Consider the following 24,963-nt stretch of genomic DNA (forward strand, 5'->3'; position numbering starts at 1 on the left):
AGTATGATTAATTAGGTTAATCAGACATAGAGAGATTTTTAGCTCGTATTCTTTCTATTTCATTTTGGCATGCTACTTCTAATTCGGAATCCTTATTCAAGGAAGAAAAGTCCATGATCGCTAGAATTAAATTTCCCCGATGATAGCTAGGAATTTTTTCTTTATAATTAAGTAGATGCAATATTTTTTCAAACCGATCCATGCTTCTCTCCGAGATATTTCAAAGATAATGACGCTCTTCAATTAAACTTTCATAAGGTATGTGTAATTCCTTATGTAATTTGACAATTTGAGGCAGAGTTAAGTTGCGTTTTCTGTTTAAAACATCACTAACTCGACTTTTAGGCCCCAAAAAAACCTCTAAATCTTTTCTTGTTAAATTCAGTTGATCCATTAGAAAAAAAATAGCATCGACAGGATCTGATTGAGGCATTTGATGATGTTTATTTTCATATCCTTCTACAAGAACAAGAAGCACATCTAACTCATCACCTTCTGGAGTATCTTGCTTAGCTCCCCAAAGATAATCAACTCGTTCTAAAGCTATTTTATAATCGCTTTCATTATGAATTGGTTTAATCATTTTCAACCTCCGAAGCATTCACTTGATCATACTCTTTGTGAGTACCAACAAATTTAATAAACATGGCTAGTCTCGGATAATCTATCGCACAAATAATGCGATAGTCATTACCTTTTATATTAAAAACTACCCTGTTATTAGCAATAATGGATGCATTTCTTAGTGTGTCCTTAACATCTTGAGGGGTTTTCCAAATTTGCTTAGAACAAAAATGGTACCACTCATTTAAATAAGACTGCATGTGCTCATTGCCAGGCAATTCCCAATAAGTTTTAAGACGACTTTTTGCTATTATTCTCATAATTTAATTATATGTTACCATTTTGGTAACGTCAATAATTAATTTTAAGTTTGATTTATAAAGTAAACAAAACCCCCTATAAGGTTACTACTGTAAGAGAGGTTGTGATGTTCTTTCAAAAAATTAAGAATAAGAGTTAAGGAGTTTATTAATGGAACATAGCTAACCACATGGAAGCATTAAAATACAAAAATGATTGAAAATGTAATGCATTTGTTATACATTTCATTTTTTAAATTATCTATTAATAACAATTTAACTTCCTTGGAGATTTTTTTATTTTGTAAAAAACCAACAGTGAAATTAGACAGTTTGTTTCGTGTATCTTGTCCAAGAGATAAACTCCATTGAATATATCTATAAAAAACGCTAACAAGTCTTGGTTGAGAATAGAAAGAGATATTTTGAGCGTTTAATTCGTTTTCAACCTTTTCTATCCATTGTTTTAAAATAATTTTAATGGTTTCTTTTGTAAAATTGTCGCTATTCAATGACTTGTACTTGATTTCATTCATTCCATTTTTTAACATATCTTCTTTGGAAGGTAGTTTGAAAGTACTCAGATCATAAGAGCCATTAATGTTGTGGATGTCAAATTTTGACATAAGGCTTATAATATACGCCTCTCCCAAGTCACATGAGCAAACTGAAATTATTTGTTCAAAACAGGAAGGCATACTTGCTGAACACGTTCAGCACTTACAAATTAAATACCGTAATAATCGTCTGGAAGCAGATCATGGAAAGCTTAAGCGCCTTATCAACCCAGCCAGGGGATTTCAGTCCATGAAAACTGCCTATGCAACGATTAAAGGTTTTGAGATCATGCGGATGTTTAAAAAAGGACAGTTCAATATCTGGATGTATGGAACTCGTACCGAAATATCATTCATTAATGAACAATTTGGCTTATACAGTTGAGTTCCGCCCAAAACTTAAGATTTTTTAAGGTGATTCTTTTTTGCAACGGAGCCAGATAAGTTAAATGTCAATCTACCTTTTTGCCAGTCGGTTTCGCACTGATTTTTTCTGGACTAAGGTTGTTAGTAATACGAAAGACCGTTCTATCTACCCGTCGTTGGAGCATGATTTCAACCATTACTGTTTCATTCGGCTGAAGAATTTTGTTAATGTCAGCGAGTGAGGAATGAAAATCAAGCAACCTGTAATAGGCAAGGGCTTGGTTACTTGCTTCAGGGTATGCCTTTATACGGAACCCCAGATTACCCTGCATTTTGGGCGTATTAATCCCTGCTTCCATGATATCGTAGTCAAGAAAATAAGTCAGTTTTCCGCGATTATGCATGTTTCGCTGGCGATCAACGAAGAAACCTTTAGGAAGCGCCTCCTCGCTGTATTTGGGGCCAGCAGTTAGATAAAGATCATAATCGACAAGATGATTGCCCCGGTCGTCAATAAGTCGGAAAATAATCATGGAGTAGCGATTGGTGCTATACTCGCGCTTATAGATAAGTGTCTTTACTGCTTCTGTATGCTCATTTTTTTGGGTTTCTTGAGTCATCTTCTCTAACTCTTTTGCTAAGGTATTATAGGTGTCACGATTTTTTACTTGTAAGCATCGCAGAACCCATATTGTCGTAGGATGAGTGGCTGCATTGGCCATAGTAACACTGCGGATGATTCCGATATTTTTACCAGAATGTGAACGTCCAGGCAGAACCCCAAATGCCATAGGCTGTGTTCGTATCATTTTGGCGACAACAAGATTATCACCATTATTCCCTTCCTGATGTAACTTCAATAGACTGTAATTCATATTTGTAGCGGCTACGCGTACAACGCCATCAGATCCGGCTTCTCCTGTGTAGGAGTTAACCGCGTCATAAAGTTGGCGATCAATTTTCTGGCCAGTAAGCACAAAGGAATAAATGCCATTAGCCGTGCAATCATAATCAAGCCAACTTTCATTTAGCTGCCAACTCATATCGCTTCCGAGTTCAAGCCAATCAAGCACATGTTGTCCCGGTTCAACACCTTCAAAAAAACTCTTTATACGGCCTAGCCGGGATTTACCTAGTTGAGCCAGAGCAGAACCGTGGTTGGCGGGAGCCAGCATGATAAGATGGCTCAATGGGCATTTTTCAAGATTATTTTTAAAGTATAAATCCATCCATTTTCGAACAACGAGTCCGCCGGTAGAATGTGTGATGCACGCAAAACGCGCCCCATCTCGTAGTTTATCAGCAATCTCATCCCGTACTGCTTGATCAAATGCACGTGCTATATCGTCAACCGTTATTGTATCGTCAAAGCTGATATAGTGCCCAAGATAGATATTACCAACGAGAATATCCAGCGTTTCGTCTTTGCTTTGATTTTCAAGCCATTTAGGAAGATCTCCATAAGTATTGGTATGCGTGACACTCCAACCATGGACGAAGATAACAATCATAACGCTCCTTAACTTTTTGGCGCTACAACAGGGCATTGTTGAGTAAATCGATGATATGAGATTATTTAACAACAAGATAGCAAAGGCGAATAAAAAATTTGAGGGTTGATATCTTGTTGCCAGTAATTGATTCTAAGTTGGGGAGACAAGCATTGGATGTTAAAGTTAACGTTGAGCTTAATATTTAAATATTCATGACATGTGTATTAATAAATTATATAATTTTGTCCGAAAACAGGGGCAATGTACCTACCAATGGCATTCGGTTAAGGAATTTTTACGGCATAAATTGCTCGCGTTTTAGAGTTATTCATATGAACCAACGATTTTTGGAGTTTGATGCAGCAAAATTGCCTCTGCAAAAGCTTAACCGAATGCCATTGATGTACCTACTAGCCCTTAGAGGACGTATTAATGATAAATTCAGTACCTTCAAGTTGAGTATATATGGCCTCTTATATGTTTTTATTACGGCCAAATAGCATGCTTGGAAAATTATTAGCTGATTGAAAAACACAATGGTAATTATTCCCGTTTTGAGCATGGACGAAATGTACTTGTCTTTTAAAAAAGGAAAATGAGATGCCTAAAATGATTAATGTATTTATAAATGGCACTGATGAGGTGGCGCATGATTTAACGCAGCATAGAGGAATTACATCTCTTGCTAATCTTCTTAATGCGCTGGTAAAAAAGGATAGTGACACGCTTAATATTTGTTTAAATGGTTGCAGTATTGATAACCCTTATTCAAAAGATTTTGGTGTAATTTTTACATTTAATTTAGAACAACAAGTTAATGAAGTTGTTGAAAAAGTAAAAGAAGAGATCAAAAAAACAGGATCTGTAAAACTAAACCTATATGGATTTAGTCGAGGTGGTGCTGCTGTATTTTGGATATGTCAAAAATTAAAAAATATACCGAAGGAACAACTGACAATCGCTGCATCAGCATTTGAACCAGTGCCTGGTAACTTTATGCGTGGCGTATATTTAGATAAGCTAAGTGGCGTAAATACTACTTTATCAAGCCAAATTTCTGATTTGAGTGGCTGTAAAAACATTAGTAGGCTACAAGTTTTGTTTACTAATGAACCATTACCCGATATTGCTTGCCATGGACCGATTCTACCTATATTGCCAAAAAAATTGTTATGTTGAGGTGGATGTAACTGCTGGATGTCATAAGGGTTCTGAATTATTTATGATAAATAATGGGAGGATAACTCCTTATAATAATGAATCAGCAATTTCCTTTCATCAAGTGGTAGATTTTTTAGAGGAAGGCGGTATTCAATTTGATTTTTCACAGTTAAAATTAAGTGATACTTTGCAAGATAGATCGACAATAAATAAGGTTAATTTAGTCAGAGAGATTGAAATTAGTCCGACAAGTCGAGCAATGCATTTTGATAATGAAATTAAAGCCAAAGAATTTATTTCTAAAGAGAGTGTTGCCATTTTTCTGAATTTGTATCATCAGAAGTTAGAAGGTAAAGATGAAAACTTGTCTGAGTGTGCTCTTGTATTAAAAGATTATAATCCTAAGCCAACATACAGTAATTGTCTAAAAAGCATAGGAATTTTTAAAACCACTGCTGTAATTGGAGGTGCTTTGGCTTCATATGCAACCTATAGTTATTTTTCGAACAGCACTAATAATATGTGAATAAGTAGCGGAAAATTGGTTGGCAAACAGCGATTGAACTTACTATTAATAATGCGTTCACTCACTGCATTATGTACATGAATTTATAAAAAATTTGATATCCAACGAAAAAATCAATTTATTGGCTATAGCCTAGACTGGCAAAGGTTTATAAGGATCTCCAACCAATTCTTAATGAAGGCTGAGATTGGTTTATTTGGGGGATTACCCCACCCAATAATAAAGCCGAGAGTGAATATAGATTTTATCTTCAGACCGGGAATTTTCTTAATGAGCAATGGGGCAGATTCGATTGCTCTATGAGATCTTGGTAAATAATAAAATCAATCGAGCCTAGCCTCATTGTGTTTTTAAGAAAAAATGCAGCATCATATAAAAGTGGCCTCTGATGACACAAACCATAAGATGCTGCCACTAGCTATGCCTGTTTCTGTAAAATTACTAATAACGAACTATTCTATAAGAACGTGCTCGATGTTTTTAATGCAGATTATGTAACTATAAAATAATAGATAATTATACCAGGGCGCGTTTAGCGAGGGGTTGTATCGCACTAAAATTAATTTAAGAGAAAATTATGCCTTTAAAGCAAACTAAAAAGTTAATAACTGCCTATGAAAAAAAATTAATTAATGGAACGATTACTGATCATGAATTAACTATTTTAATGGATAAAAGTTCATTTCCAAAATCAGAGGGGTATGTCCATCCAAACAAGCCGATGACTGAGAAAAATCACAGCCAAATGGATGCAATAATTGATTTTATTTTATTAGTCGCCCCTAAGTTAACACGAGAAGTTCTTCATCAATTGACTGCTCGGATGATAAGTTTAACCCCGGATCAGGGGGCGAATGCTTTTATGCGGAATACAACGTTGGAAAAATATTTTTTAGCTTATGAATTGTTTCAATTCCCTAAGTCCGCACAGTTATTTTTTGAAGCCAATGCATTTGAAATATCTGAAGTATCTCCAAAATATCAAGAATTTAAAGCCCGACAGCGGATGCAACACGAATTTTCAGGGGTAAACGACTTTTTGTTTCTTCAGAGTGTGATACTGCAACCAATTATTGATTTATATACTACAAAAAATGAGAAACGAAATTTACTTGATTCAAGACCAGGATTCTTTACAAAACTATTTCATTGTAAGGCCACTTCAAGTAATGTGTTTACTGAGATGGGGGAAATAAGAAACCATAATGCAAAACATGCACATACCTCGGGAATGTAGCTGCTATACCCGCCCGGACACAAAATGATGCTTACACTATTTGATTTTTTTGATTAAAAGCTCATTACATTGCACTCATAATTGTCAACGGAATTAGAAAAGAAGCCGAATTCGGTTGGTTTTTTTCAGCCTGCAAAAGCAACCGAAGGTATTGAAAAATACCAAGGAAGTTTTGCTCTTGATAGGAACTATTAAAGATAGCTACTTGTGAGAGAGAATGGCGCTATTTTGCAAAAGGCATGAACCATACAAAATAAAGGGCTCCATTGCAAAAATAATAGTACCTTTTCCATATACCTTCTAACAAAGGAACATACCATGGAGACAACCAAACCAAAAGAGAGATTAGACTTTTCCTCACATGCTCTGGTTTATGAAAATGACCTCCTACCCTATAATATTCTTCCTTATTTAAAATTTAAAGACCTGCAACAATTTGCCGCAGTCTGCAAAAAAAATAGAGAGGCAGTTTCATGGGAATTAATACGAAGAGGCGGTACTGAAAACCCTGAAATTATCTTATCGAGTGGATCGTGTGCCAACCATACTATTTTGGTTATGGAAAAAAAGGCTTTTGCTTCTGGGGAGAATAGCAATGGTCAATTAGGTACTGGAGACAAGTTCAGGCCATCCGCTCTTCTGCCTGCGCTCCAACAAAAATCCTGTTCTGCATGGGGCAAAATACTACAGATATACTGTGGCCTCGGTTATACAGTCATTCTCACTAAAAAGGAACTTTTTGTTTGTGGAGCCAATGATAGTGGTCAACTGGGTCTTGGGGATAATTCCGAAAGACTTACCTTTGAGCCTGTTGAGCGCTCCTTTTTGAATGAAGACGATGAAATACAAGAGATTTCCTGTGGAAAAAAGCACACGTTGATAGTCACTAAAAAAGGAGTTGTTTATGCTACTGGAAGTAATACCTCTGGCCAATTAGGTCTTGGGGATGAGCTTGATCGAAATACCTTTACTGAGGTTGCAACCGTATCTGAAAAAATACTGCAGATTGCCTGTGGTGCTGCTCATACCCTTATGGTTACTGAAAAGAGCGTTTATGCCACAGGATATAATGCCTTTGGTCAATTAGGCACAGGGGATAAGCTAAACAAGCTGGTCTTCACTCCCGTTACCATACCAGCAGATCGTATACTAAAAGTTGTTTGTGGCCAGTTTCACAGCCTCATAGCCTCCGAAAATCAGGTTTATGCCACCGGGTGTAATTACTCTGGTCAATTAGGCACAAAAAATAATGTAGCTATAAGCACCTTTACTGCAGTTACCTTACCAGGAAAAATACGGCACATTGCTTGCGGTGATTGTCACAGCGTTGTTATTACTGAACAGGGGATCTATACAACTGGACTCAATAGTTGTGGACAATCAGGCTACTACTCTACCACGAAAAGAAATACAAATAGCTTCACAGCAGTTGCATTAGCCAGCAAAGTGCTACAGATTACCTGCAGCAACGCCCGTACCACCATCCTGGATACTAATGGTTTTTTGTTTACCTGGGGTTCAGATGATAATTGTGATAGTGGCGCTATCGAGAGAGCTCAGCTACTGAGTAAATGTGTAGACGCCCAGATAATTGCGATCTTGTCATTAATGGGTTTTAGCATGCTGAGTGGCTTGAGCTTGGGTTTAAGCCCTGGAATTAGAATGCATCTTGGGCCTGTGTTTTGGTGTCTGGCTGGTATGACGGCGCCCGTTGTTGTTGTACTTCGAGCGATGATTTGTGCTCTTAGGGAAAAAAACTTGATGACACCTGGAGATTTAATTACTTTATCCGATTCGTGTAATCTCTTGCGTCAACTGAATAAATCTAAAGAAATAGGAAGCTCGCTCTCTTCTTTGGCAGGCTCACGGTTTTCAATGTTTTCCTCAAGTAATACGCAGCAGCAAGAGTCAAAAATGATGCCTTTATCCTCGTGTACAATACTCTGAACTTCCTCAACTTACAGGATACCTTGTTTCATTGGCATAATCTCGCTAATGAGGAAATAACCTCTATAACTAGCATAAACACTTATAGAGGCAACAAGAAAAAGCATTCCCATCAACCTCAGCTATTATTATTTCTTGCTTGAAATAATAAATCACTGCGCTATTACAATGTCGGTGGTTTAGGCAAATTCTTTTCTAATTCTTTTGTTGCGGTTGTTTTCTTATGGCCAAAAAAGCCAAAAATTCGATGTATTGCTAATGCTTCTTGCACTCCAGAATCAAGTCGCACATCTTGCACTTTATTGTCAAGAGCCTTTGTTAGCGCTTTTTCCACTGCATCAGCTTTCTTTTTATTATTAATTGAAAAGTAACTCATCGCATTATTTTTGTAGCGTTCTATTTGTTGTCTAACAAACTGAACATCTGCACGATTTTCAGGCTCATTCTTACCAATATATTCTGCAGGAGCATTTGTAGGAGCGTTTTTTGAGCTATCTATTTTATCATATACGTCAGAACTTTTTAGAGTGGGAGAATTATCATATACGTCAGAACTTTTTAGAGTGGGAGAATTATCATGTACGTCAGAACTTTTTAGAGTGGGAGAATCATCATGTACGTCAGAACTTTTTAGAGTGGGAGAATTATCATATACGTCGATCTTCAGTGCTTTCTTCATCTACGTCGGAATCTTCAAGGCTAAAGTCAGAGATATCTAGATCATCATAATCATCTGATGACGTATCCGTATGTTTTTGGTCATATGCACTTAAAATTGCAGCTGTGACTCGTTCCTGATTTGGCTCAATTTCGACTAATAAATTATCTTGAACTGTTTGCAGATAATTATAATGTTGCTGACGCAACTTCATTATAAAGTCTTTATATTCAGTATTGCTGCCTTTTAATAAGTCAGATAAAAAAGTAGGCAATAGGAAATTTTTGTCCACACTAGCCATGTATTCTGGATGTTCCATAACATACGAAATAAATGCTACTGAAATAGGGCCGCATGAAGAGAGTTTTCCTTCATCTCTTTCTATGGTTTGTATCTTATGAGGAGAGGAAATAATTTCAATTTTTTCTTCTGTTTCTCCACGTTGCAATGTTTTTTCTAAAATTTTGGCTAAATTAGGTTTCAGTGCACGATTAAGCACTTCGATTGTAAGAGGTATGCTTAAATCAATGTTTATACCCATTTCTTGTAACTCAGTTTGTGTAAATGAGTTTGTTATTTGCTCTATGTCAGGATTTAATAAGGCGTATTTAAGCATACCATCGCTAATTTCCATATAGATATCTGAGTGGTTATCAATTGCTATCTCATCAATTATAACATTTGTAGATTTCTCAGATTCATCATCACTAACATCGTTTTGTGGTACTAAACGAAGATGGTACCCATAATCCCCGTAATCTATACGTAAGGTAGTCCCTGTTGGATTAAAGATCACAATAGAAATACTTTGTTCTATGTCCTCGTTTTTTCTTAAAAATCCAGCCACATAGTGAGCACTAGCAACTTCAGGTTTAAATATAAAAGGGTAATATTTTTTATCCGAGCTCTCTAATTCATCCACTAATGGTGCTAATTTATCATCTAGGGACCAATTATCAGCTCCATCAAAAAAAATATAAGGGGTCAGCATCTCTTTTTTAATTTGCGGATCTAGAGCTAGAAATTGAGGTAGAATAAGGCGTTTGACATCCTCTCCATCATACCACGATTTGAATAACAGTCCATCGTCTTCAGGCTCATATGTTGATGTACGTTGTATAAAATCTTGGGCGGCTTTTGTGGTCATAATGACACTTATACATTGAATTGTTTAGTAAATAATAGCAGTTAATTATTAACATAATATTATATATTCAGGGTAAACCAGAGCAATTTACTTAAATGAGCTTTTACACTCTAGCCTTCATAAGGCCACGTAGTGGCCTTATGAACAAAGTGAGGATTAAAAAGTTATAGCGCGAGCACAACGCACGTAGCGGTAGGACGTGCTTCCCTTATAAGTGTGGTTCTGAATGCTAGTGCCTAAGTTGAAACCATGAAACCACGCATCGTATCTGGGAGCAGCACCATACTCGGTAGAACTCCAGTAGGAATAGCCACTTGCAAAACCACCAAAACCAAGCTTAAACAAGTTGGTATCGATATTGGCCAATTCTCCGGTAGCGGTACACGTTGCAATTATATTTCCCATTTGGCAGATAGCGGGTAGATACCACGTACCAGGTGATACAGAACCACTATTATCCGAGGTTATTTCATAACAAAGACCAGCCGCATAATCTGTGTAGGATGTTCCATATTGCGCCTCAAGTTGACTTGAGTTACAGGAGCCATCCGTTGCACTATTACAAGCATTTGGCGGATTCGTCGATGTTTCGGTTATATTAAGTATATCAAAATTCGTGCTCCAAGCTTGGGATGCCGATACATCACTGCTAGCCACAACAAGAGCTGTATTACCCGTTATAGACCAGACCAAATAGTTGTTCAGAGTAAAAGCAAGCGCTGTTTTAGGCGACGAACTAATATTATCCCCCGTAATTGTAATATTTCCTTGAGCAACATAAGGCGTAGTTGAGGTAAATTGTAATGTGCATGTGCCGTTATGTGGCGCTATAGTAGCACATCCACTGGCATCTTGTGTTACACCAGTCCAGCCGCCAGGCAATACAGCATGGACATTATACGCGGCATAGGTTCCACCTGTGTTGGTTACAGTGATACTACCGCTTCCAGAGTTAACAGGAATCGTTCCTTTTGCGCTTACTGTTAAGGTCGTGTTATTGGTAACACAGTTCACTGTAACATTAGTTACATCAGAACTGCTCATGGTGCCGCTACCATTCGTAATAGTACAGGTTTGTTCGGTGGGTTGTGTTCCTACAGCTACATGGTAGGTGCTGCCTTCAGCTATAGGCGTTGAAAAGGTAAAGGAACCATTCGTACTAAGTGAGGTAGAATTAATACTATTATTCAACAAAGTCACTGTACCATTAAGCCCTGTAATTGTACCGCTTACCATGTGGGTATTGGTAGAGCAAGTCACCGTAACATTGGTCACATTAGCGCCACCCATAGTGCCCGAACCAGAGGCTACAGTACACGTTTGATGTGTGGGTTGTGATCCAAGTGTCACATGGTAGGTGCTGCCTTCAGCTATAGGGGTTGAAAAGGTAAACGAACCGTCCGTACTAATCGAGGTTATATCCGCGCCATTATTTAACAAGGTCACCGTACCTGTAAGACCTGTGATCGTGCCACCAACTGTGTAGGTATTTATAGAACAGGTCACCGTAATATTGTTTATATCAGCGCTACTTATAATGCCTGAGCCAGAGACTACGGTACACGTTTGATCTAGGGGTTGTGTGCCTACAGTCACATGGTAGGTGCTGCCTTCAACCATAGGGGTTGAAAAGGTGAACGAACCGTCCGTACTAATCGATGTTGTTTCCGCACCATTATTTAACAGGGTCACCGTACCTGTAAGACCTGTGATCGTACCGCTTATGGTGTATTCTGGAGCCCCTTGGGTTATGTTCAAGCGATTGTCATAGCTGGGTTGGTAACACATTAAACGATTACCTTGCTCACATACTTTGGGACCAGTTGTTATATGATCTTGCAAAGTATTTCCTAGAATTTGCAAACTCAAAATACATGATTGCTTAGAACCTAAAACAAATGGATTAGGACAATTTTCAGTGGTGGTTATCTGGCTGATACCCGTTATAGGCTGCATCATCAGCGTATGCGTTTTTTTTGAGTGGTTCGTCACTTGATATTTGATGATTTTAACACCATTAGCGGGAACAGAAATATGGTTCTCTGTTAACGGGATAAACGTGATCAAATGAGTTCCCGCATGGGCGATAGTTAGTAGCAGAAAAGAGAGTATAGCTGTAACTGTTTTTCTTACTGAAAATGATTGCTTCATTGATATCCATATATAATTTAGGTGATATTGAACAAAATATCATTTGTGTAACAACGGTTCAAGGTGGGTTTATTATTTAATTTTTGCCCGTAAACACGCTCTAATAGCCTTTCCTCCATTAACACATATAAAACTGCCAATGCGCAGTTAAGGAGTTAGTGGTTGAGAGCATTGTCATTAAGATAAGTGATTTATTGTCGGTTGGCTCCTGGCATAGTTTAAGATTAATTGTATTATCATTCATGTGGCTTTATCAAATTCTACTTATCGTACACTGTGAATTTTCAGTGCGCTCTTTTTTTTCTACGTCCGGATAATATGTATTATGGATCTTAAATTTATGAAAATAAGGATTAAATGGTGCAAGATAATGCTGTTCTTTTTGCTTATAATTAACAAAATGATAGGCTTTCAGACGAAGAGGTAATTCACTTGCCAGATAAACATCACCACTCCATGCATCAGCAATTAATGCATTTTCTCCCCAAGTGCTCGGATCATTTAGCTTACTTCCAGGAAGACGATCAATTACATTAAAAACATGATCACCATTGGTAATCTCAAAAATTTCACAGGATGAGTTAAATCCTTTTTTCTTTAAACTCACATAAACAAGTACGGCTAATTCGCCACAATTACCAACCTCTCTTTCGAGCGCATAGCGGGCTCTTATTTCTGAAGCGTCTTTAAAGGAGAATAAACTAGCAAAAAAAGCTCTTCGGCGCATAGAAATAATTGCTGCTGTAACCTCTTTCATCTCATCTTGCTTCGTTTTTGAATAGGGTAAATTAATTGCATGATGAGTCGATGATTTTTTAATGGCCTCACGTGTTTCATTAATTACTAGCACCGCCATTTTTAAATTATACTTAAAATGTTCGCTTTTAATATGTGAGTAACGTTCTGAAAACAATTCATTAGAGTCAATTAACTGTGATAACTCTGATGTTGGCGCACTTCGAGTAAGCGGAAACATTATACCAGTTAATTTATCTATCTCTTCTTTGCCTTTGCTCGCTAATGTTTTATTTTGGTTAAGTAAACGAATTGGAGGTTTTCCTGAATGATTGGATTGTGTCGTCAGAGGGAGTATTTCTTCCCCCATTATAGTTAATAACTCAACTATTCCTTCGGGTGTATTGTACTGTGCGGCAAGATGCAAGGAATTATTGCCTCTACATGTTGTCGTTTCGAGCAACTCTTTAAATTCTTTTTCAGCGTGGTTCTGAGTATAATCTTCAGCAAGCATACGAATTTCATCGGCGCTCCCGGTAGCCATGATGGAGTAGGATATTGGCCCTTTTTTTTCTACTGGAAGCGATTCAATTGGGTGTTTAGATTCCTTATCCGTTCTAAAAAAATTTACACTAGCCCCAGTTAGGGTTGCGAGTGAAAACAAAGCCAAATTATGCTTTGCTGCCAAGAGAACGCTCTTCATTACAGAGTGCATAAATATTCTTTCAGTTTTTCGCCACATCATTAGTACCATTGGGTGTGATTTTGAACATATTGTACTATAAAATACTTAACTAAATCTTAAGTTCCTCTTTCTCATCTACGCCTGGTTTAGCGTAAATTTGGAATCCGTGCACTGGTTCCGGCCTCATTAGGAAAAGAGGCTGGAATTAGTAGAACAAATGAGATTGCTGAAGCTTCATTTCTGAAAGAAAATACAGGCTACCACGGTCTCTTGGGGCGTTACTCTGTGCAAAATATTTGTGTAAAAGGTTTAATACTTAATTTTTTGTTAAGATTTAACTACTACAATCCTGCCTTTAAAATTTATCAGTAAGGATTCTGTATGCCGCAATTAAAATTACATGGCTCGATCATACAAAAAAGCAAAAGAAAGCTTATAGAGGCGAATGAACCTTCACAAGAGGCTCATAAATTACAGGAAAAAGAGCAACGCTGGCGTAAAAAAACGAAACAGTCTCTCCATCATGAGCAAGAAGATGCGCCTAATTTAGATGATGTGCTCTTGGCTACCGCGGTAGTAAAAAAAACAGTTCCTGAAATTCGTGGTGGACTCGTTGAGCTTGCAACCGCAGCAACTTCCATGCATTCGTTTTTCTTGGCTCCTATGGTTCCTGTTGCAAATCAGGTTAGCTTAAGTTTGGCTCAACCTCAGGATCATGCATTTGAAATACAAAATACTATGCTAAAAAAATACGTTGCAGACAGCAAAAAATGCAACAATTGGGTAAGCGGATGGGAAGAGGAAAATGGGCGTTCTCATACATTGGAGATGCTGGGATATGCCTTATTAGAAGCGGCTCTCTTGTTACAACTGCAAAGTGCTACTTATCGTAATCAAAAAGACAATCCCGCAATTCAATTTGCAGTGAAGTTTTTATTAATGTCTATTACTCATACTGACGATCCAACAGAAGAGCAGCGGGAGCTGTCTTTTGTCTATTATAAGTTGCTAAAACCATTCACCGTGTTCAAGATCATGGAATTAGAGCCACAATATTATCTAGAGCATTTACGAACACATTTTACAAACCATAATATGCCTAGTTTTCATAATTTAAGTTCTCAAGAAATGGTGGAGACATTATTTAAGACCTTAGCTTCAATGTGTTCTGTAGAGGATTATGAACTCATTACCGCTGCTTGTTTTAAATCCCTTAAAACAACAACTGATGGGTATACAAAAGAGAATTGTCTTACTGTTTAAATTCTTTTAACGTACAGTATTATTATAATCCTGTACGTTTTTATGTAATGCATTAATTAAGTACGCGCAAATTAAACCCTCTTCTTCTTTGTGGCTTCTTCCGGCGCCGTACTCATAAAGTATCAATATAACCTCGTGAAATAATTAATAATTCAACGGGATATAAGGTGATTGGGTGAGCGTACTATCCTACGCTTTCTTATCCCATATTTGTCTGTTAAGTAGGGCACTTTAATCGGGGTTATCTACAAAAAATAGTCCGGTGCTAGTGGTTTTTTCATCATCATCGGTAGTTGTTGCCAATAGCCCTGATCTTTGTGTAGGATAAACTTTTCCTTCCAAGCATCTACTCCATGAATCATTTAAAATCCTATTTCCTTAAGGGAACGACTTTGAGAACGGAAGTTCTTGCCGGGGTTACGACCTTTTTAACCATGGTTTACATTGCGTTCGTTAACCCCACTATTTTACATGATGCAGGCATGGATCAAGGCGCAGTATTCACCGCTACTTGCTTAGTGACCGCCTTTGCTTGTGCCCTAACAGGTATTATGGCGAATACACCGATTGGTGTTGCTCCTGGCATGGCATTAAATATTTATTTTACCTACGGCGTTGTACAAGGAATGGGGATTGACTGGCAACATGCCTTAGCCATGGTGTTTATTTCGGGGGTATTGTTTTTTTTAGTAACGCTAACCGGACTTAGACGGCTATTAATCGAGGCAATTCCTTATAATTTACAAATTGCAATTTTAATTGGTATCAGTTTATTAATCGCCTTAATTGCATTACAAACGAATCAAATCATCATTGATGATACGCATAGTTTGATGGGCTTGGGGGATATTCGACGACCAGAGACGGGCTTATTTTTCTTAGGCTTTTTACTGATATTGGTGCTTGATTACTACAGCATTCCTGGGGCCATTATTATTGGCATACTTAGTATCAGTGTACTTGGTTTACTGTTGGGAAAAACATCTTGGCAAGGATTATGCGGTATTCCTCCTTCACTTGAACCAACCTTTTTCAAACTTAATTTTTCCGGCCTTACTAGCGCTACCGCTTTAAAAGCAATTTTTACTTTTTTCTTAATCGCGGTTTTTGATGCAACAGGAACATTAATCGGCTTACTTAATCCTACGGTTTTCAAACATAAAGAAGATTATCCTAAGCGTCTTAGTTACAGTTTAACCGCTGATGCGGCTGCATCAACTTTAGCTGGCCTTTTAGGCTCTGCCAGTACTTCACCGTATATTGAATCGGCAACGGGTATCGAAGCAGGGGGACGCACGGGATTAACGGCCTTAGTTATCGCCTTAGGATTTATTTTAATGCTGTTTTTCTTCCCGCTGGCGCAAATGATCCCTTCTTTTGCAGTAGGGCCGGCTTTACTCTATGTTGCGTGCTGTATGATGAAGCATTTAAGCGATCTTAAGTTAACGGATATTAGTGAAACCGCTCCATGCATGGTTACGATGATGATGATTCCGTTTACGTCTTCTATTGCCAATGGTATTGGTGGAGGAATCATTCTTTATAGTATGCTGAAATTTTTTACCAGACAAAAAATTAATCCTTTAGTCATTGTCTTAAGCTTAGTTTTTGTCGTCTTTTTTTTAATTAGTTGACCTTAAATCATCGCAGCCTATTCGGATTAAATGGTTGTCCATTGATAATAAGCTGTTGATTTTCCAAGATGAACGTAAGTACATAAGCCGTCCCATCAATTTTTAAAAATATTGATCAGGGGGTGTATAATTAATGTAGAGTGAAATAACTATCATGGGTGTTTATTGATAAGCATCCTGAATTGGATAAAAAGGTTTTTAACGTGCATGTTTCGTAAAAAATACAAACAGGTGGGCTGATGAAGAAGGATCATTGTAAAGCAGAAAGACCAGCAACGGCGCATGTTCATTGTCATCACCAGGGGCATGATTCAAAAAAGCCAGAGGTATTTGCTGCGATAACGGATGCAAACATTATTTACACCTGCCCCATGCATGCAGAGATCTGTCGGCCAACACCAGGAACTTGCCCAATTTGTGGTATGGCACTGGAACCCGTCACGATCGCGGCAACAGATATACCCAACCCCGAATATGTCGCCATGCGCCGTCGGTTTTGGGTGGCCTTGATACTGACTTTGCCCGTGTTTGTTCTTGAGATGGGCGGGCATGTGCATGCTGGCTTGATCTCGGCGAGCTGGTCGGTCTGGATGCAAATGGTACTGGCAACGCCAGTAGTACTTTGGGGGGGCTGGCCTTTTTTTCAGCGCGGGTTTGCATCATTCAAAACGCGTCATCTGAATATGTTTACCTTGATTTCTATTGGAATTGGTGGGGCATGGGGTTATAGCGTGGTTGCGGCTTTGGTCCCCGGTATTTTTCCCGCTGCTTTTCGTGGTGTGAATGGTGTCGTTGCTGTCTATTTTGAAGCGGCTGCAGTAATTACTTCTTTAGTTTTACTGGGGCAGGTATTGGAGTTAAAGGCTCGCGAGCAAACCGGTGGTGCGATTCGTGCTTTGCTAAAATTGGCACCTGAACAGGCACATCGCATTGCTGAGGATGGTCATATCGATGATATACCACGCTCTGAAGTTCATCCAGGTGATTTGCTGCGTGTACGTCCAGGTGAGAAAATACCAGTCGATGGCAAGGTAGAAGAAGGTTTTAGTACTGTAGATGAATCCATGATCACCGGTGAGCCTATGCCTGTCGTCAAGATACAAGGTGCATCAGTAATCGGTGCCACGATTAATCAGACGGGCAGTTTTGTGATGAAGGCCTTGTATGTAGGCAATGACACCATGCTTGCGCGTATTGTGCAGATGGTGAGTGACGCACAACGCAGTCGAGCTCCTATTCAGCGTCTGGCTGATACGGTTGCGGGTTGGTTTGTGCCAGTGGTTCTCCTGATTGCTGTAGTTGCCTTTATTCTGTGGGCAATTTATGGTCCACCACCTGCGTTCAGTTATGCTCTTATTGCTGCTGTATCGGTGTTAATTATTGCCTGTCCTTGCGCTTTAGGTTTAGCGACCCCCATGTCAATTATGGTTGGAATTGGCCAAGGTGCTAGAAATGGAATATTGATTAAAAATGCCGAGGCACTAGAGCTTATGGAGAAAGTGGATACTTTAGTTGTGGATAAAACGGGTACGCTTACCGAAGGCCATCCGAAACTTACCCGTATTATAACGACGGAAGGCTTTGAAGAAGAGGAGATACTCATGCTGGCTTCTGCGCTGGAGCACAACAGTGAGCATTCGTTGGCAAATGCGGTTGTGATTGCTGCGCAGGAAAAAAAGATGGCATTCGCTGATGTTGCAAATTTTGATGCACCCACCGGCAAAGGTGTGACAGGAACTGTAAATGCGCATCATGTTGCCATCGGCAATGCGACGCTGATGCAGGAAGTTGGGGTTAAGAGTAGCATTTTATCTAAACAGGCAGATGAGCTGCGCGCCCAAGGGGTGACGGTGATGTGCATGGCTGTAAATGGCAAAGAGGCGGCTATTTTAGTGGTGGAAGACCCTATTAAAGCAACCACACCTGCCGCCATTCGCGAGCTCCAGGACAAGGGAATAGAAATCGTCATGGTTACTGGAGATAATAAAAATACCGCCGAAGCGGTGGCTAAACGATTGGGAATTAAACAGGTCGTCGCGGATGTCTTACCTAAAGATAAGAGTCGTATTATTGGTGAGCTGAAAGAGAAGGGTAGAGTTGTCGCGATGGCTGGAGATGGTGTCAATGATGCACCTGCTCTAGCAAAAGCCGATATTGGTATTGCCATGGGAACCGGTACTGATGTAGCAATCGAAAGTGCTGGTATTACCTTGTTACGCGGGGATTTAAGTGGCCTTGTTATAGCGCATTGCTTATCAAAAGCAACGATGAGCAATATACGCCAAAATTTATTTTTTGCTTTTATCTATAACATGCTGGGTGTACCTGTGGCGGCTGGTGTGTTGTATCCGCTGACCGGGCTACTTTTAAGCCCAATTATTGCTGCTGCCGCTATGTCATTAAGTTCTGTTTCGGTAATTGTAAATGCTTTGCGATTACGATGGATGAATAATTAAAGCATAGAAATTAAACTTTCGAAGCGCCTTTATTGGGCACTATAATTCGGGTATCAACAATAATACTACACCCACTTATTAATTTGATTCCCTATTTACCCAACGAGATTAAGGGAATAGAAAGCTAAGGTAATAAATAGTAAAAAATTCACTTGTTTTCCTTGTGTTTTTTAGTATAAACCTGAATAGAGTTTTTTATTTCTTTCTATTTATACTGAAAAAAAGGAAAAGGGATTTACATGGTGCAGCATATAAGGAAACAAGAGGTGTTGGGTGATACAATTTTGAACTTAATTAAATTGCACTCCAATATTATTGAAACGTATGAACAGGCTAAGGTTTTTAATACTGAGGACGAAAAATTATTAACGCGCATTAAAAATGAGAACATTGTATTTCTGCAAGAACTGAATCGTATATTTAAAAAATACCAAGCTTGTTCTGTTGCTGAGAATAATACAAAAATTAAGCCAATAAATGGCGTTGCGCGAAGCACGGGAAATGCTTTGGATAAAAAGCAAGCCCCCCTAAATTTAATAGAGGAAGAATTAAATAAATATTGTTTTTAGTCTTCCTTCTCTTGACTTTTAACGTGAGTATTTATGTAAGAATACTCACGTTAAAGGTGATTTTGGGTTAATTAAGCGATCCCTCATAATCCTGTTTAAAGTGGAACATATCCAAACCAATTTGCTCCAATTCGTTGTTACTTAGAAGTTTTTTAACTGCGGGAAAAAATTGCTGTTCTTCTTCTTGTGCATGTTTTTCTATTTCTTCTTTTAATTGAAAAAATTTTTTTTCCCATTCATGGGGCTGATGAATATTCTTCAATTGTTCAATAGCGTTTTCCGCATGTTTTTCTTCAGATAGTAAATGTCTTACTGCGGGATCTAATTGTGAGTTATTTTTAAAACAGGGATACCAGATTGCATGTTCCATTGCTTCATGTCTGATTAGCTCGTGACATAATGAATTAAATAATTTTTCTCGACTCTCATTAGGATGAGAGGGATTACTGATTTGGGCCAGAGTTTCTCTAACATGGTTATGTTCTTTAATTAGAAAATCGATGGCGTTCATAATATGCTCCTTAAAATGTATTAAAATTGCCTATTTGATTCCCCTTTTATTTTTATATTGTAAGGCAATTATCTGAATCTTTTTGAGCATCTAGCTTGATGACAGTAATTATTAGAATATATGCTCATTACCTTAAGCCTAGTAAAAAAATTTGGATTAGCAAAATTGGTTTGGGTCTATTGACCTTGAAAAAGCAACAGACCCTAGTGAGACAAATGGTATCGTTGCTTTGTATTTGAGGCAAAGCCCATAACCATTTATTTTAATAAATGAGCGCATGGGGAATATAGCCATGTTGTCAGGTCTTTTTAATCCAGAACCAAGAGATTTATTTCGAGAATTAGGCCCTATGGATAACTTCCACTTCATGTGCTTGTTTGCCTTTTTTTCCATCCATTGTCTTAAAGGAAACATGAGCTCCATCAGGAAGAGTTTTATAACCTTCAGCAATAATTCCACTAAAGTGGACAAAATAATCTTGCCCTTCACATTGAATGAACCCAAATCCTTTTTCTTTTTGGAACCATTTTACAATCCCTTGTTTTTTTTCAGCCATATTCATCTCTCCTTAATTGTTGATCATGGTTATTATTAAGCCTAGTTGATCGAATAAATTATTAGTATTAAGAAAAGCCTTTTTAAATCAAGGAAAATAGGGATGTATTTTTAGATAATCAACTATTTTTTTCCTCATTTGTTGTGGAAAACCACATTCTATGTTCCTGGGCACAACCGAGGAGCTAGTGGAGGCTTTAGTTTTTATTAATAGGATTAATTCCTCGGCAAGATTTTCTTTGAAAGCTTCAGAGACTTAGGTCGTGGTAATGATTCGAATTACCGGCTGAAATGAGCTAAAATTACATAGTAGATGATTGCATTTTTAATATGTCGACCACATGGCAGCCAGAAAAATACCATAATGAATACCGAGAAACATTACAAAAATGGCTTGAGCAACGCCTTGCTAACGCGGACAAAAACGCGCCTAACGCAGCGAAAAGACCGGATACAGTAGTGGATTTTATCTCACTCTTAAAAGAAAATATGAAAAAAATAAGGCAGTATCTCAGCAACCTAAATAACGCAAATAACGCAAAGGAATGCACGATGAGTTTAAGCCAATATCATAAAAAAAGAGATTTTTCTAAAACTCCCGAGCCTAAAGGTGAGGAAACCAATCGTTTATTTGTTATTCAAAAACACGCGGCAAGCCACCTTCATTATGATTTTCGTATTGAGCTTCATGGGGTTTTAAAAAGCTGGGCTGTGCCTAAAGGTCCTTGTCTTGACGCGCAGGTAAAACGTCTTGCCATACAGGTGGAAGACCATCCTCTAGAGTATGGTGGTTTTGAAGGAATTATACCTAAAGGACAATATGGCGGAGGAACCGTTATGCTTTGGGATAAAGGTATATGGCAGCCTTTAGATGAGGATCCTGATTTAGCTTATGAAAAAGGTCATTTACGTTTTGAGCTACATGCTAAGAAATTAAAGGGATGTTGGAATTTGGTTCGTTTTAAAGACCCAAATCATTGGTTCTTAATCAAACATCAAGATGGATATGCGCGTGCTCTAAGTGATTATGATGTTACTAAGGCGCTAGATAAAAGTGTACTAAGTCACCAAACTATCGATGAGATTGCCAGATGAGATTGCCGAACATTATAAATCTGTGTGGCAAGGAAGGTCAGGTAGAATATGTGGGAAATGTTGGAACTGGGTTTAATCAAGCAACTTTAAACGAGCTTCATCAGCAATTACTGAAAAATAAGCGGCGCCCCAATCCATTTACAACCAAGCTTCCTGGCGCTTCACAAGCTCATTGGGTACAGCCGAACTTGGTTGGTGAGGTAGCGTTCACGGAATGGACTAATGATGAATACTTAAGACATCCTGGTTTTAAAGGATTACGTTCTGATAAAATAGCCTCTGAAGTCATGCATGAACAAGTAACTTCTTCTAAAGAAGTTAAAATTGCAAAAACGGTTGCTAAAAAGCAAAAAAGGAATTTATGCTAAGCCATCCTAATAAAATCTTGTACCCTGAGGATCAGATTACCAAAGAAGATTTACTGCACTATTACGAAGAGATTAGTGCATACATTCTTCCTTTTATCTCTCTAAGACCCCTTACTTTAGTACGCTGTCCTTCTAATTATGAGCAATGCTTTTATCAGCGACATTATAATAAGACTACCCCAAAAGCGCTTCACCCCATTGCGGTGGAATATGATAATAAAATAGAGCAATATATTTATTTGAATGATCAGGAAGGGCTATTCAGTTTGGTGCAAATGGGAGTCTTAGAAATTCATCCTTGGGGGAGCAAAATTGACCATTTAGAACAACCCGATATTCTTATTTTTGATTTAGACCCAGCACCAGATGTGCCTTGGAGCAAAGTCGTTGCTGGGGCTTTCGATGTACGCGAGCATTTGGCTCAATACCAACTTCAATCTTTTGTTAAAAGCACTGGTGGTAATGGGTTACATGTGGTTGTGCCTATTAAGCCAGAATACGATTGGGAGCAGGTTAAGAGATTTACTCAAGTCTTTGTACAATTTCTTGAACAGTTAAAACCTCATGAATACATCAGTACCATGACTAAATCCAAACGTCATGGAAAAATATTTATAGACTATTTTCGAAATCAACGTACTGCTACCGCTATTGGTACGTACTCTTCCAGAGCCCGGCTGCATGCGCCTACATCAACACCACTTGCTTGGGAGGAGCTGAGTGGGCGCATGGAAGATACTGTGTATACAATTAAAACTCTGCCGCAGCGCCTAAAAGAATTAAAAGAAGATCCCTGGAACGATTTTTGGAACGTGAAACAATCATTGCGACTCGATGAATTGGAGTAAATATTTTGCTCTAAGCGCATTGTCTGAGATTGTTTTGTAAAAAAAAGAGTTGTTTTATGTGCTACATTTAGCATAATAGCCTCTTTTTAAATCGAATGGTTCTTATGTCAGCAAAATTACTTACAATCAACTTATTAGAAGATCTAGTTCATACCGCCGAGTTAAATCAAGAGGGTAAAATTGCAGATTATATTCCTGAATTAGCGAATGTGAATCAAGAGTTGACAGCAATTGCAGTGCAGTCTTTAGGTGAAAATCCTCTTTGTTATAGTAATAATCCTCTGCAGTCAGTGACTTTGCAAAGTACGGCGAAGATGATCCCTTTGATAGGACTATTGGAAGAATTTGGTGATGAACAATTGTTTGAATGGGTTAAGGTTGAACCATCAGGCGATGATTTCGCCTCAATTACCCGTTTAGAACAATTTGGCCCTAAACCCTCAAATCCCATGTTAAATGCAGGAGCCATCACTTTATGCTCACATATTCCAGGAACCGGTGAGCAGCAATTTAGATGGTTAGAGCATTGGATTCAAAAGTTATTTAATCAACGGCTTAGCATTAATCCATTGGTTTTTGCTTCTGAAAAACGAACGGGTAATCGTAATCGCTCACTCGCGTATTTGTTGAAAAGTCGAAATAATCTTGGCGCAGAAGTCCCTGAAACACTGGATTTATATTTTGCACTGTGTTCCTATGAAGCAAGTTTAGAACAAATGCTTTTTCTGCCGACCCTATTAGCCAATGGAGGGATAGAGCCTAGTAGCGGTGAACAAATACTCTCTCGCGAGACGTGTAAAATTACCTTAGCGATTATGGCAACTTGTGGCTTATATGATGAAACGGGTACTCATATGGTAAAAACAGGAATGCCCGCTAAAAGCGGTGTGTCTGGCTATACTATTGCTGTTGTCCCTGGTAAAGCAGGTATTGTGGTTTTAAGCCCAAGAGTTAATGCTAAAGGAAACAGCATCCGCGGTGAAATCATGCTTGAAGGTTTGTCTAAGGCAATGAATTGGCATTTTGCATTACCTTAATTTGCAAAGGTAGTGATCCATAATCTCGTTTGAGTTTATGGATACATTGTAAGCTACTGGCTGGAAAAATATTTTTTTAAAATTAGAATGCAGGAGCACAACTATGATGATACTCAGGCTCAGGGGTAATTGCTTCTGATAAAGCAACTAAAGCATAACCCACAGCAAGAACAGTAGCTGCTAAAGTCCATCCAGCCAATAGTGCAACACCAACATGAGGAACACCTAAAACTACAGATAAACCAATAGCAATAAGCGAGGTTATCGGGGAGGCAATTAGAAGAGGCAATGGATCTCTCCTTTGTCCCCAGAACATGGATCCTAAAATCCATCCGGTCATAAAGTCATTATGTTTTTTTTTAGCATAAGCAAGTAATACAAGATCAATCGAAATGGTTCCTAAAACAGCCATTGCTAACAGAGCAGCTCCGCCACCATACATTAAACCAGTACCAATAATAAAACTAAAATTAGACACACCTTTTTGAATTGACGTTTGCAAAGACATAATCAGCTCTTAATACTTAAAAAGTGGTTATTTTAGACCTTTTATGACTCATATTCAACACATTTTAGGCAGTGATCTCTGGTTTGGTGTTATTTTTAGATAAATCAGGTATTCGATTTATTCGTGGATAAAATGTAACGAGAGGGTAGTTAAATGTGTTTTATACATGATTTTGGATAAATGCACCGAGAGAATGGGCGTGGCCAGCATCTTTGCAAACCCAGTCGATTTCACCACATTTACTTGTACGTATTCATCAAGAAAGAGCGGCTTGTGAACAGGTTTCAACTTAATAGAAGGAATTATAAATTAATTGCGTAAATTGGGGATTATTTACAATAGGTTCCTAGATGTTCCACAACTTCAAACTTATAATTTATAAGGAGATACGATCATGAAATCGATAGTTTTAATTATCTGTATTTTAATGTTATTTAGCTTTTTTGTCTTTTGCAGATAAAGTAACTATCAAAGGTAATCTTGTCCTTTTAGGTAAACAAGGGGGCCTTTATTGTGTTCCTGATAATTATATTACGAACAGCACTAACAATTAGGTCACTATAGGAAATATAAAAAAGGTGTGCTATCTAAGT

The 24,963-nt window shown here is 38.2% G+C and carries 23 protein-coding genes and 1 pseudogene; 13 read left to right on the plus strand and 11 right to left on the minus strand.

The genetic code is table 11. The features are described from left to right. Positions 1-220: 220 nt before the first annotated feature. From LDG_RS08630 to LDG_RS08640, 3 genes are all read right to left on the minus strand, one after another. Positions 221-583: a helix-turn-helix domain-containing protein gene (locus LDG_RS08630; RefSeq protein ID WP_006870897.1), complete on the minus strand. Its 363-nt coding sequence runs from the start codon at positions 581-583 to the stop codon at positions 221-223. Further along, positions 576-884, minus strand: coding sequence for a type II toxin-antitoxin system HigB family toxin (locus LDG_RS08635; RefSeq protein ID WP_040535082.1), 309 nt, complete (start codon positions 882-884; stop codon positions 576-578). The genes LDG_RS08630 and LDG_RS08635 overlap by 8 nt, the downstream gene beginning before the upstream one ends. A gap of 179 nt (positions 885-1,063) precedes the next feature. Further along, positions 1,064-1,414 carry a hypothetical protein gene (locus LDG_RS08640; RefSeq protein WP_006870899.1) on the minus strand — a complete coding sequence of 117 codons (351 nt, stop codon included), beginning with the start codon at positions 1,412-1,414 and terminating at the stop codon, positions 1,064-1,066. Between the two features lie 133 nt (positions 1,415-1,547). Here LDG_RS08640 and LDG_RS08645 point away from each other — a divergent pair. Next, a pseudogene (locus tag LDG_RS08645) lies at positions 1,548-1,805 on the plus strand (DDE-type integrase/transposase/recombinase); the annotation flags it as partial. A gap of 67 nt (positions 1,806-1,872) precedes the next feature. Here LDG_RS08645 and plaB read toward each other — a convergent pair. Then, positions 1,873-3,297: a phospholipase PlaB gene (gene plaB, locus LDG_RS08650; protein WP_006870901.1), complete on the minus strand. Its 1,425-nt coding sequence runs from the start codon at positions 3,295-3,297 to the stop codon at positions 1,873-1,875. Between the two features lie 582 nt (positions 3,298-3,879). Between plaB and LDG_RS08655 the strand changes: the two genes are divergently transcribed. From LDG_RS08655 to LDG_RS08670, 4 genes are all read left to right on the plus strand, one after another. Beyond that, positions 3,880-4,458 (plus strand): hypothetical protein, encoded by a 579-nt coding sequence (locus LDG_RS08655; protein WP_006870902.1) that lies wholly within the window; start codon positions 3,880-3,882, stop codon positions 4,456-4,458. A 1-nt stretch (position 4,459) separates the two neighbouring features. Beyond that, positions 4,460-4,966: a hypothetical protein gene (locus LDG_RS08660; RefSeq protein WP_040535085.1), complete on the plus strand. Its 507-nt coding sequence runs from the start codon at positions 4,460-4,462 to the stop codon at positions 4,964-4,966. A gap of 577 nt (positions 4,967-5,543) precedes the next feature. Then, a complete protein-coding gene (locus tag LDG_RS18475) occupies positions 5,544-6,203 on the plus strand; it encodes a hypothetical protein (protein WP_006870905.1) in 660 nt (219 codons plus the stop codon). A gap of 318 nt (positions 6,204-6,521) precedes the next feature. Continuing rightward, a complete protein-coding gene (locus tag LDG_RS08670; protein WP_006870907.1) occupies positions 6,522-8,150 on the plus strand; it encodes an RCC1 domain-containing protein in 1,629 nt (542 codons plus the stop codon). Positions 8,151-8,313: 163 nt separating this feature from the next. On the opposite strand, the gene LDG_RS08675 is transcribed toward LDG_RS08670, so the two are convergent. The 4 genes from LDG_RS08675 to LDG_RS08690 form a co-directional block, all read right to left on the minus strand. Further along, complete coding sequence (locus tag LDG_RS08675; protein WP_006870908.1) at positions 8,314-8,829, minus strand: hypothetical protein; 516 nt, start codon at positions 8,827-8,829, stop codon at positions 8,314-8,316. Next, positions 8,798-9,955: a hypothetical protein gene (locus LDG_RS08680; protein WP_006870909.1), complete on the minus strand. Its 1,158-nt coding sequence runs from the start codon at positions 9,953-9,955 to the stop codon at positions 8,798-8,800. Before LDG_RS08680 ends, LDG_RS08675 begins: the two co-directional genes overlap by 32 nt. 156 nt (positions 9,956-10,111) lie before the next feature. Beyond that, a complete protein-coding gene (locus LDG_RS18480) occupies positions 10,112-12,106 on the minus strand; it encodes a hypothetical protein (protein WP_006870910.1) in 1,995 nt (664 codons plus the stop codon). Positions 12,107-12,359: 253 nt separating this feature from the next. Continuing rightward, positions 12,360-13,556: a hypothetical protein gene (locus LDG_RS08690; RefSeq protein ID WP_148263542.1), complete on the minus strand. Its 1,197-nt coding sequence runs from the start codon at positions 13,554-13,556 to the stop codon at positions 12,360-12,362. 351 nt (positions 13,557-13,907) lie between these two features. Between LDG_RS08690 and LDG_RS08695 the strand changes: the two genes are divergently transcribed. The 4 genes from LDG_RS08695 to LDG_RS08710 all read left to right on the plus strand — a co-directional run bounded on the left by LDG_RS08695 (position 13,908) and on the right by LDG_RS08710 (position 19,448). Then, a complete protein-coding gene (locus tag LDG_RS08695; RefSeq protein WP_006870913.1) occupies positions 13,908-14,789 on the plus strand; it encodes a hypothetical protein in 882 nt (293 codons plus the stop codon). 353 nt (positions 14,790-15,142) lie between these two features. Further along, positions 15,143-16,423, plus strand: a complete 1,281-nt coding sequence (locus tag LDG_RS08700) for an NCS2 family permease (protein ID WP_040535087.1) — start codon at positions 15,143-15,145, stop codon at positions 16,421-16,423. Positions 16,424-16,662: 239 nt separating this feature from the next. Continuing rightward, entirely contained in the window at positions 16,663-18,879 is a 2,217-nt protein-coding gene (locus tag LDG_RS08705) for a copper-transporting P-type ATPase (RefSeq protein ID WP_040535088.1), read from the plus strand. A gap of 239 nt (positions 18,880-19,118) precedes the next feature. Then, positions 19,119-19,448, plus strand: coding sequence for a hypothetical protein (locus LDG_RS08710; protein ID WP_040535089.1), 330 nt, complete (start codon positions 19,119-19,121; stop codon positions 19,446-19,448). 67 nt (positions 19,449-19,515) lie between these two features. Here the strand turns inward: LDG_RS08710 and LDG_RS08715 are convergent, their stop codons facing one another. Beyond that, positions 19,516-19,959 (minus strand): hemerythrin domain-containing protein, encoded by a 444-nt coding sequence (locus LDG_RS08715; protein ID WP_006870920.1) that lies wholly within the window; start codon positions 19,957-19,959, stop codon positions 19,516-19,518. A 340-nt stretch (positions 19,960-20,299) separates the two neighbouring features. Continuing rightward, entirely contained in the window at positions 20,300-20,515 is a 216-nt protein-coding gene (locus LDG_RS08720) for a cold-shock protein (protein WP_006870922.1), read from the minus strand. 329 nt (positions 20,516-20,844) lie between these two features. Here LDG_RS08720 and LDG_RS20205 point away from each other — a divergent pair, with 329 nt between their 5' ends. From LDG_RS20205 to glsA, 4 genes are all read left to right on the plus strand, one after another. Further along, positions 20,845-21,609 (plus strand): DNA polymerase ligase N-terminal domain-containing protein, encoded by a 765-nt coding sequence (locus LDG_RS20205; protein WP_006870923.1) that lies wholly within the window; start codon positions 20,845-20,847, stop codon positions 21,607-21,609. Continuing rightward, positions 21,606-21,977, plus strand: a complete 372-nt coding sequence (locus LDG_RS20210; protein ID WP_050805537.1) for an ATP dependent DNA ligase — start codon at positions 21,606-21,608, stop codon at positions 21,975-21,977. The genes LDG_RS20205 and LDG_RS20210 overlap by 4 nt, the downstream gene beginning before the upstream one ends. Further along, positions 21,971-22,825, plus strand: a complete 855-nt coding sequence (ligD, locus tag LDG_RS20215) for a non-homologous end-joining DNA ligase (protein ID WP_006870925.1) — start codon at positions 21,971-21,973, stop codon at positions 22,823-22,825. Before LDG_RS20210 ends, ligD begins: the two co-directional genes overlap by 7 nt. Before the next feature lie 104 nt (positions 22,826-22,929). Continuing rightward, positions 22,930-23,862 carry a glutaminase A gene (glsA, locus tag LDG_RS08735; protein WP_006870926.1) on the plus strand — a complete coding sequence of 311 codons (933 nt, stop codon included), beginning with the start codon at positions 22,930-22,932 and terminating at the stop codon, positions 23,860-23,862. Positions 23,863-23,944: 82 nt separating this feature from the next. On the opposite strand, the gene LDG_RS08740 is transcribed toward glsA, so the two are convergent. Further along, a complete protein-coding gene (locus LDG_RS08740; protein WP_006870927.1) occupies positions 23,945-24,370 on the minus strand; it encodes a hypothetical protein in 426 nt (141 codons plus the stop codon). Positions 24,371-24,963: the final 593 nt, after the last annotated feature.

The sequence above is a fragment of the Legionella drancourtii LLAP12 genome, assembly GCF_000162755.2.
Classification (GTDB): domain Bacteria; phylum Pseudomonadota; class Gammaproteobacteria; order Legionellales; family Legionellaceae; genus Legionella; species Legionella drancourtii.

What these genes read in the sequence shown, in the direction of transcription:
- LDG_RS08635 (WP_040535082.1), bottom strand. Translation starts at nt 884, where the DNA reads ATGAGAATAATAGCAAAAAGTCGTCTTAAAACTTATTGGGAATTGCCT.
- LDG_RS18480 (WP_006870910.1), bottom strand. Translation starts at nt 12,106, where the DNA reads ATGAAGCAATCATTTTCAGTAAGAAAAACAGTTACAGCTATACTCTCT.
- glsA (WP_006870926.1), top strand. Translation starts at nt 22,930, where the DNA reads ATGTCAGCAAAATTACTTACAATCAACTTATTAGAAGATCTAGTTCAT.
- LDG_RS08680 (WP_006870909.1), bottom strand. Translation starts at nt 9,955, where the DNA reads ATGACCACAAAAGCCGCCCAAGATTTTATACAACGTACATCAACATAT.
- LDG_RS08720 (WP_006870922.1), bottom strand. Translation starts at nt 20,515, where the DNA reads ATGGCTGAAAAAAAACAAGGGATTGTAAAATGGTTCCAAAAAGAAAAA.
- LDG_RS08705 (WP_040535088.1), top strand. Translation starts at nt 16,663, where the DNA reads ATGAAGAAGGATCATTGTAAAGCAGAAAGACCAGCAACGGCGCATGTT.
- LDG_RS08640 (WP_006870899.1), bottom strand. Translation starts at nt 1,414, where the DNA reads ATGTTAAAAAATGGAATGAATGAAATCAAGTACAAGTCATTGAATAGC.
- LDG_RS08695 (WP_006870913.1), top strand. Translation starts at nt 13,908, where the DNA reads ATGCCGCAATTAAAATTACATGGCTCGATCATACAAAAAAGCAAAAGA.
- LDG_RS08700 (WP_040535087.1), top strand. Translation starts at nt 15,143, where the DNA reads ATGAATCATTTAAAATCCTATTTCCTTAAGGGAACGACTTTGAGAACG.
- plaB (WP_006870901.1), bottom strand. Translation starts at nt 3,297, where the DNA reads ATGATTGTTATCTTCGTCCATGGTTGGAGTGTCACGCATACCAATACT.
- LDG_RS08655 (WP_006870902.1), top strand. Translation starts at nt 3,880, where the DNA reads ATGCCTAAAATGATTAATGTATTTATAAATGGCACTGATGAGGTGGCG.
- ligD (WP_006870925.1), top strand. Translation starts at nt 21,971, where the DNA reads ATGCTAAGCCATCCTAATAAAATCTTGTACCCTGAGGATCAGATTACC.
- LDG_RS08710 (WP_040535089.1), top strand. Translation starts at nt 19,119, where the DNA reads ATGGTGCAGCATATAAGGAAACAAGAGGTGTTGGGTGATACAATTTTG.
- LDG_RS08715 (WP_006870920.1), bottom strand. Translation starts at nt 19,959, where the DNA reads ATGAACGCCATCGATTTTCTAATTAAAGAACATAACCATGTTAGAGAA.
- LDG_RS20210 (WP_050805537.1), top strand. Translation starts at nt 21,606, where the DNA reads ATGAGATTGCCGAACATTATAAATCTGTGTGGCAAGGAAGGTCAGGTA.
- LDG_RS08675 (WP_006870908.1), bottom strand. Translation starts at nt 8,829, where the DNA reads ATGAAGAAAGCACTGAAGATCGACGTATATGATAATTCTCCCACTCTA.
- LDG_RS20205 (WP_006870923.1), top strand. Translation starts at nt 20,845, where the DNA reads ATGTCGACCACATGGCAGCCAGAAAAATACCATAATGAATACCGAGAA.
- LDG_RS08690 (WP_148263542.1), bottom strand. Translation starts at nt 13,556, where the DNA reads ATGCACTCTGTAATGAAGAGCGTTCTCTTGGCAGCAAAGCATAATTTG.
- LDG_RS08630 (WP_006870897.1), bottom strand. Translation starts at nt 583, where the DNA reads ATGATTAAACCAATTCATAATGAAAGCGATTATAAAATAGCTTTAGAA.
- LDG_RS08740 (WP_006870927.1), bottom strand. Translation starts at nt 24,370, where the DNA reads ATGTCTTTGCAAACGTCAATTCAAAAAGGTGTGTCTAATTTTAGTTTT.
- LDG_RS18475 (WP_006870905.1), top strand. Translation starts at nt 5,544, where the DNA reads ATGCCTTTAAAGCAAACTAAAAAGTTAATAACTGCCTATGAAAAAAAA.
- LDG_RS08670 (WP_006870907.1), top strand. Translation starts at nt 6,522, where the DNA reads ATGGAGACAACCAAACCAAAAGAGAGATTAGACTTTTCCTCACATGCT.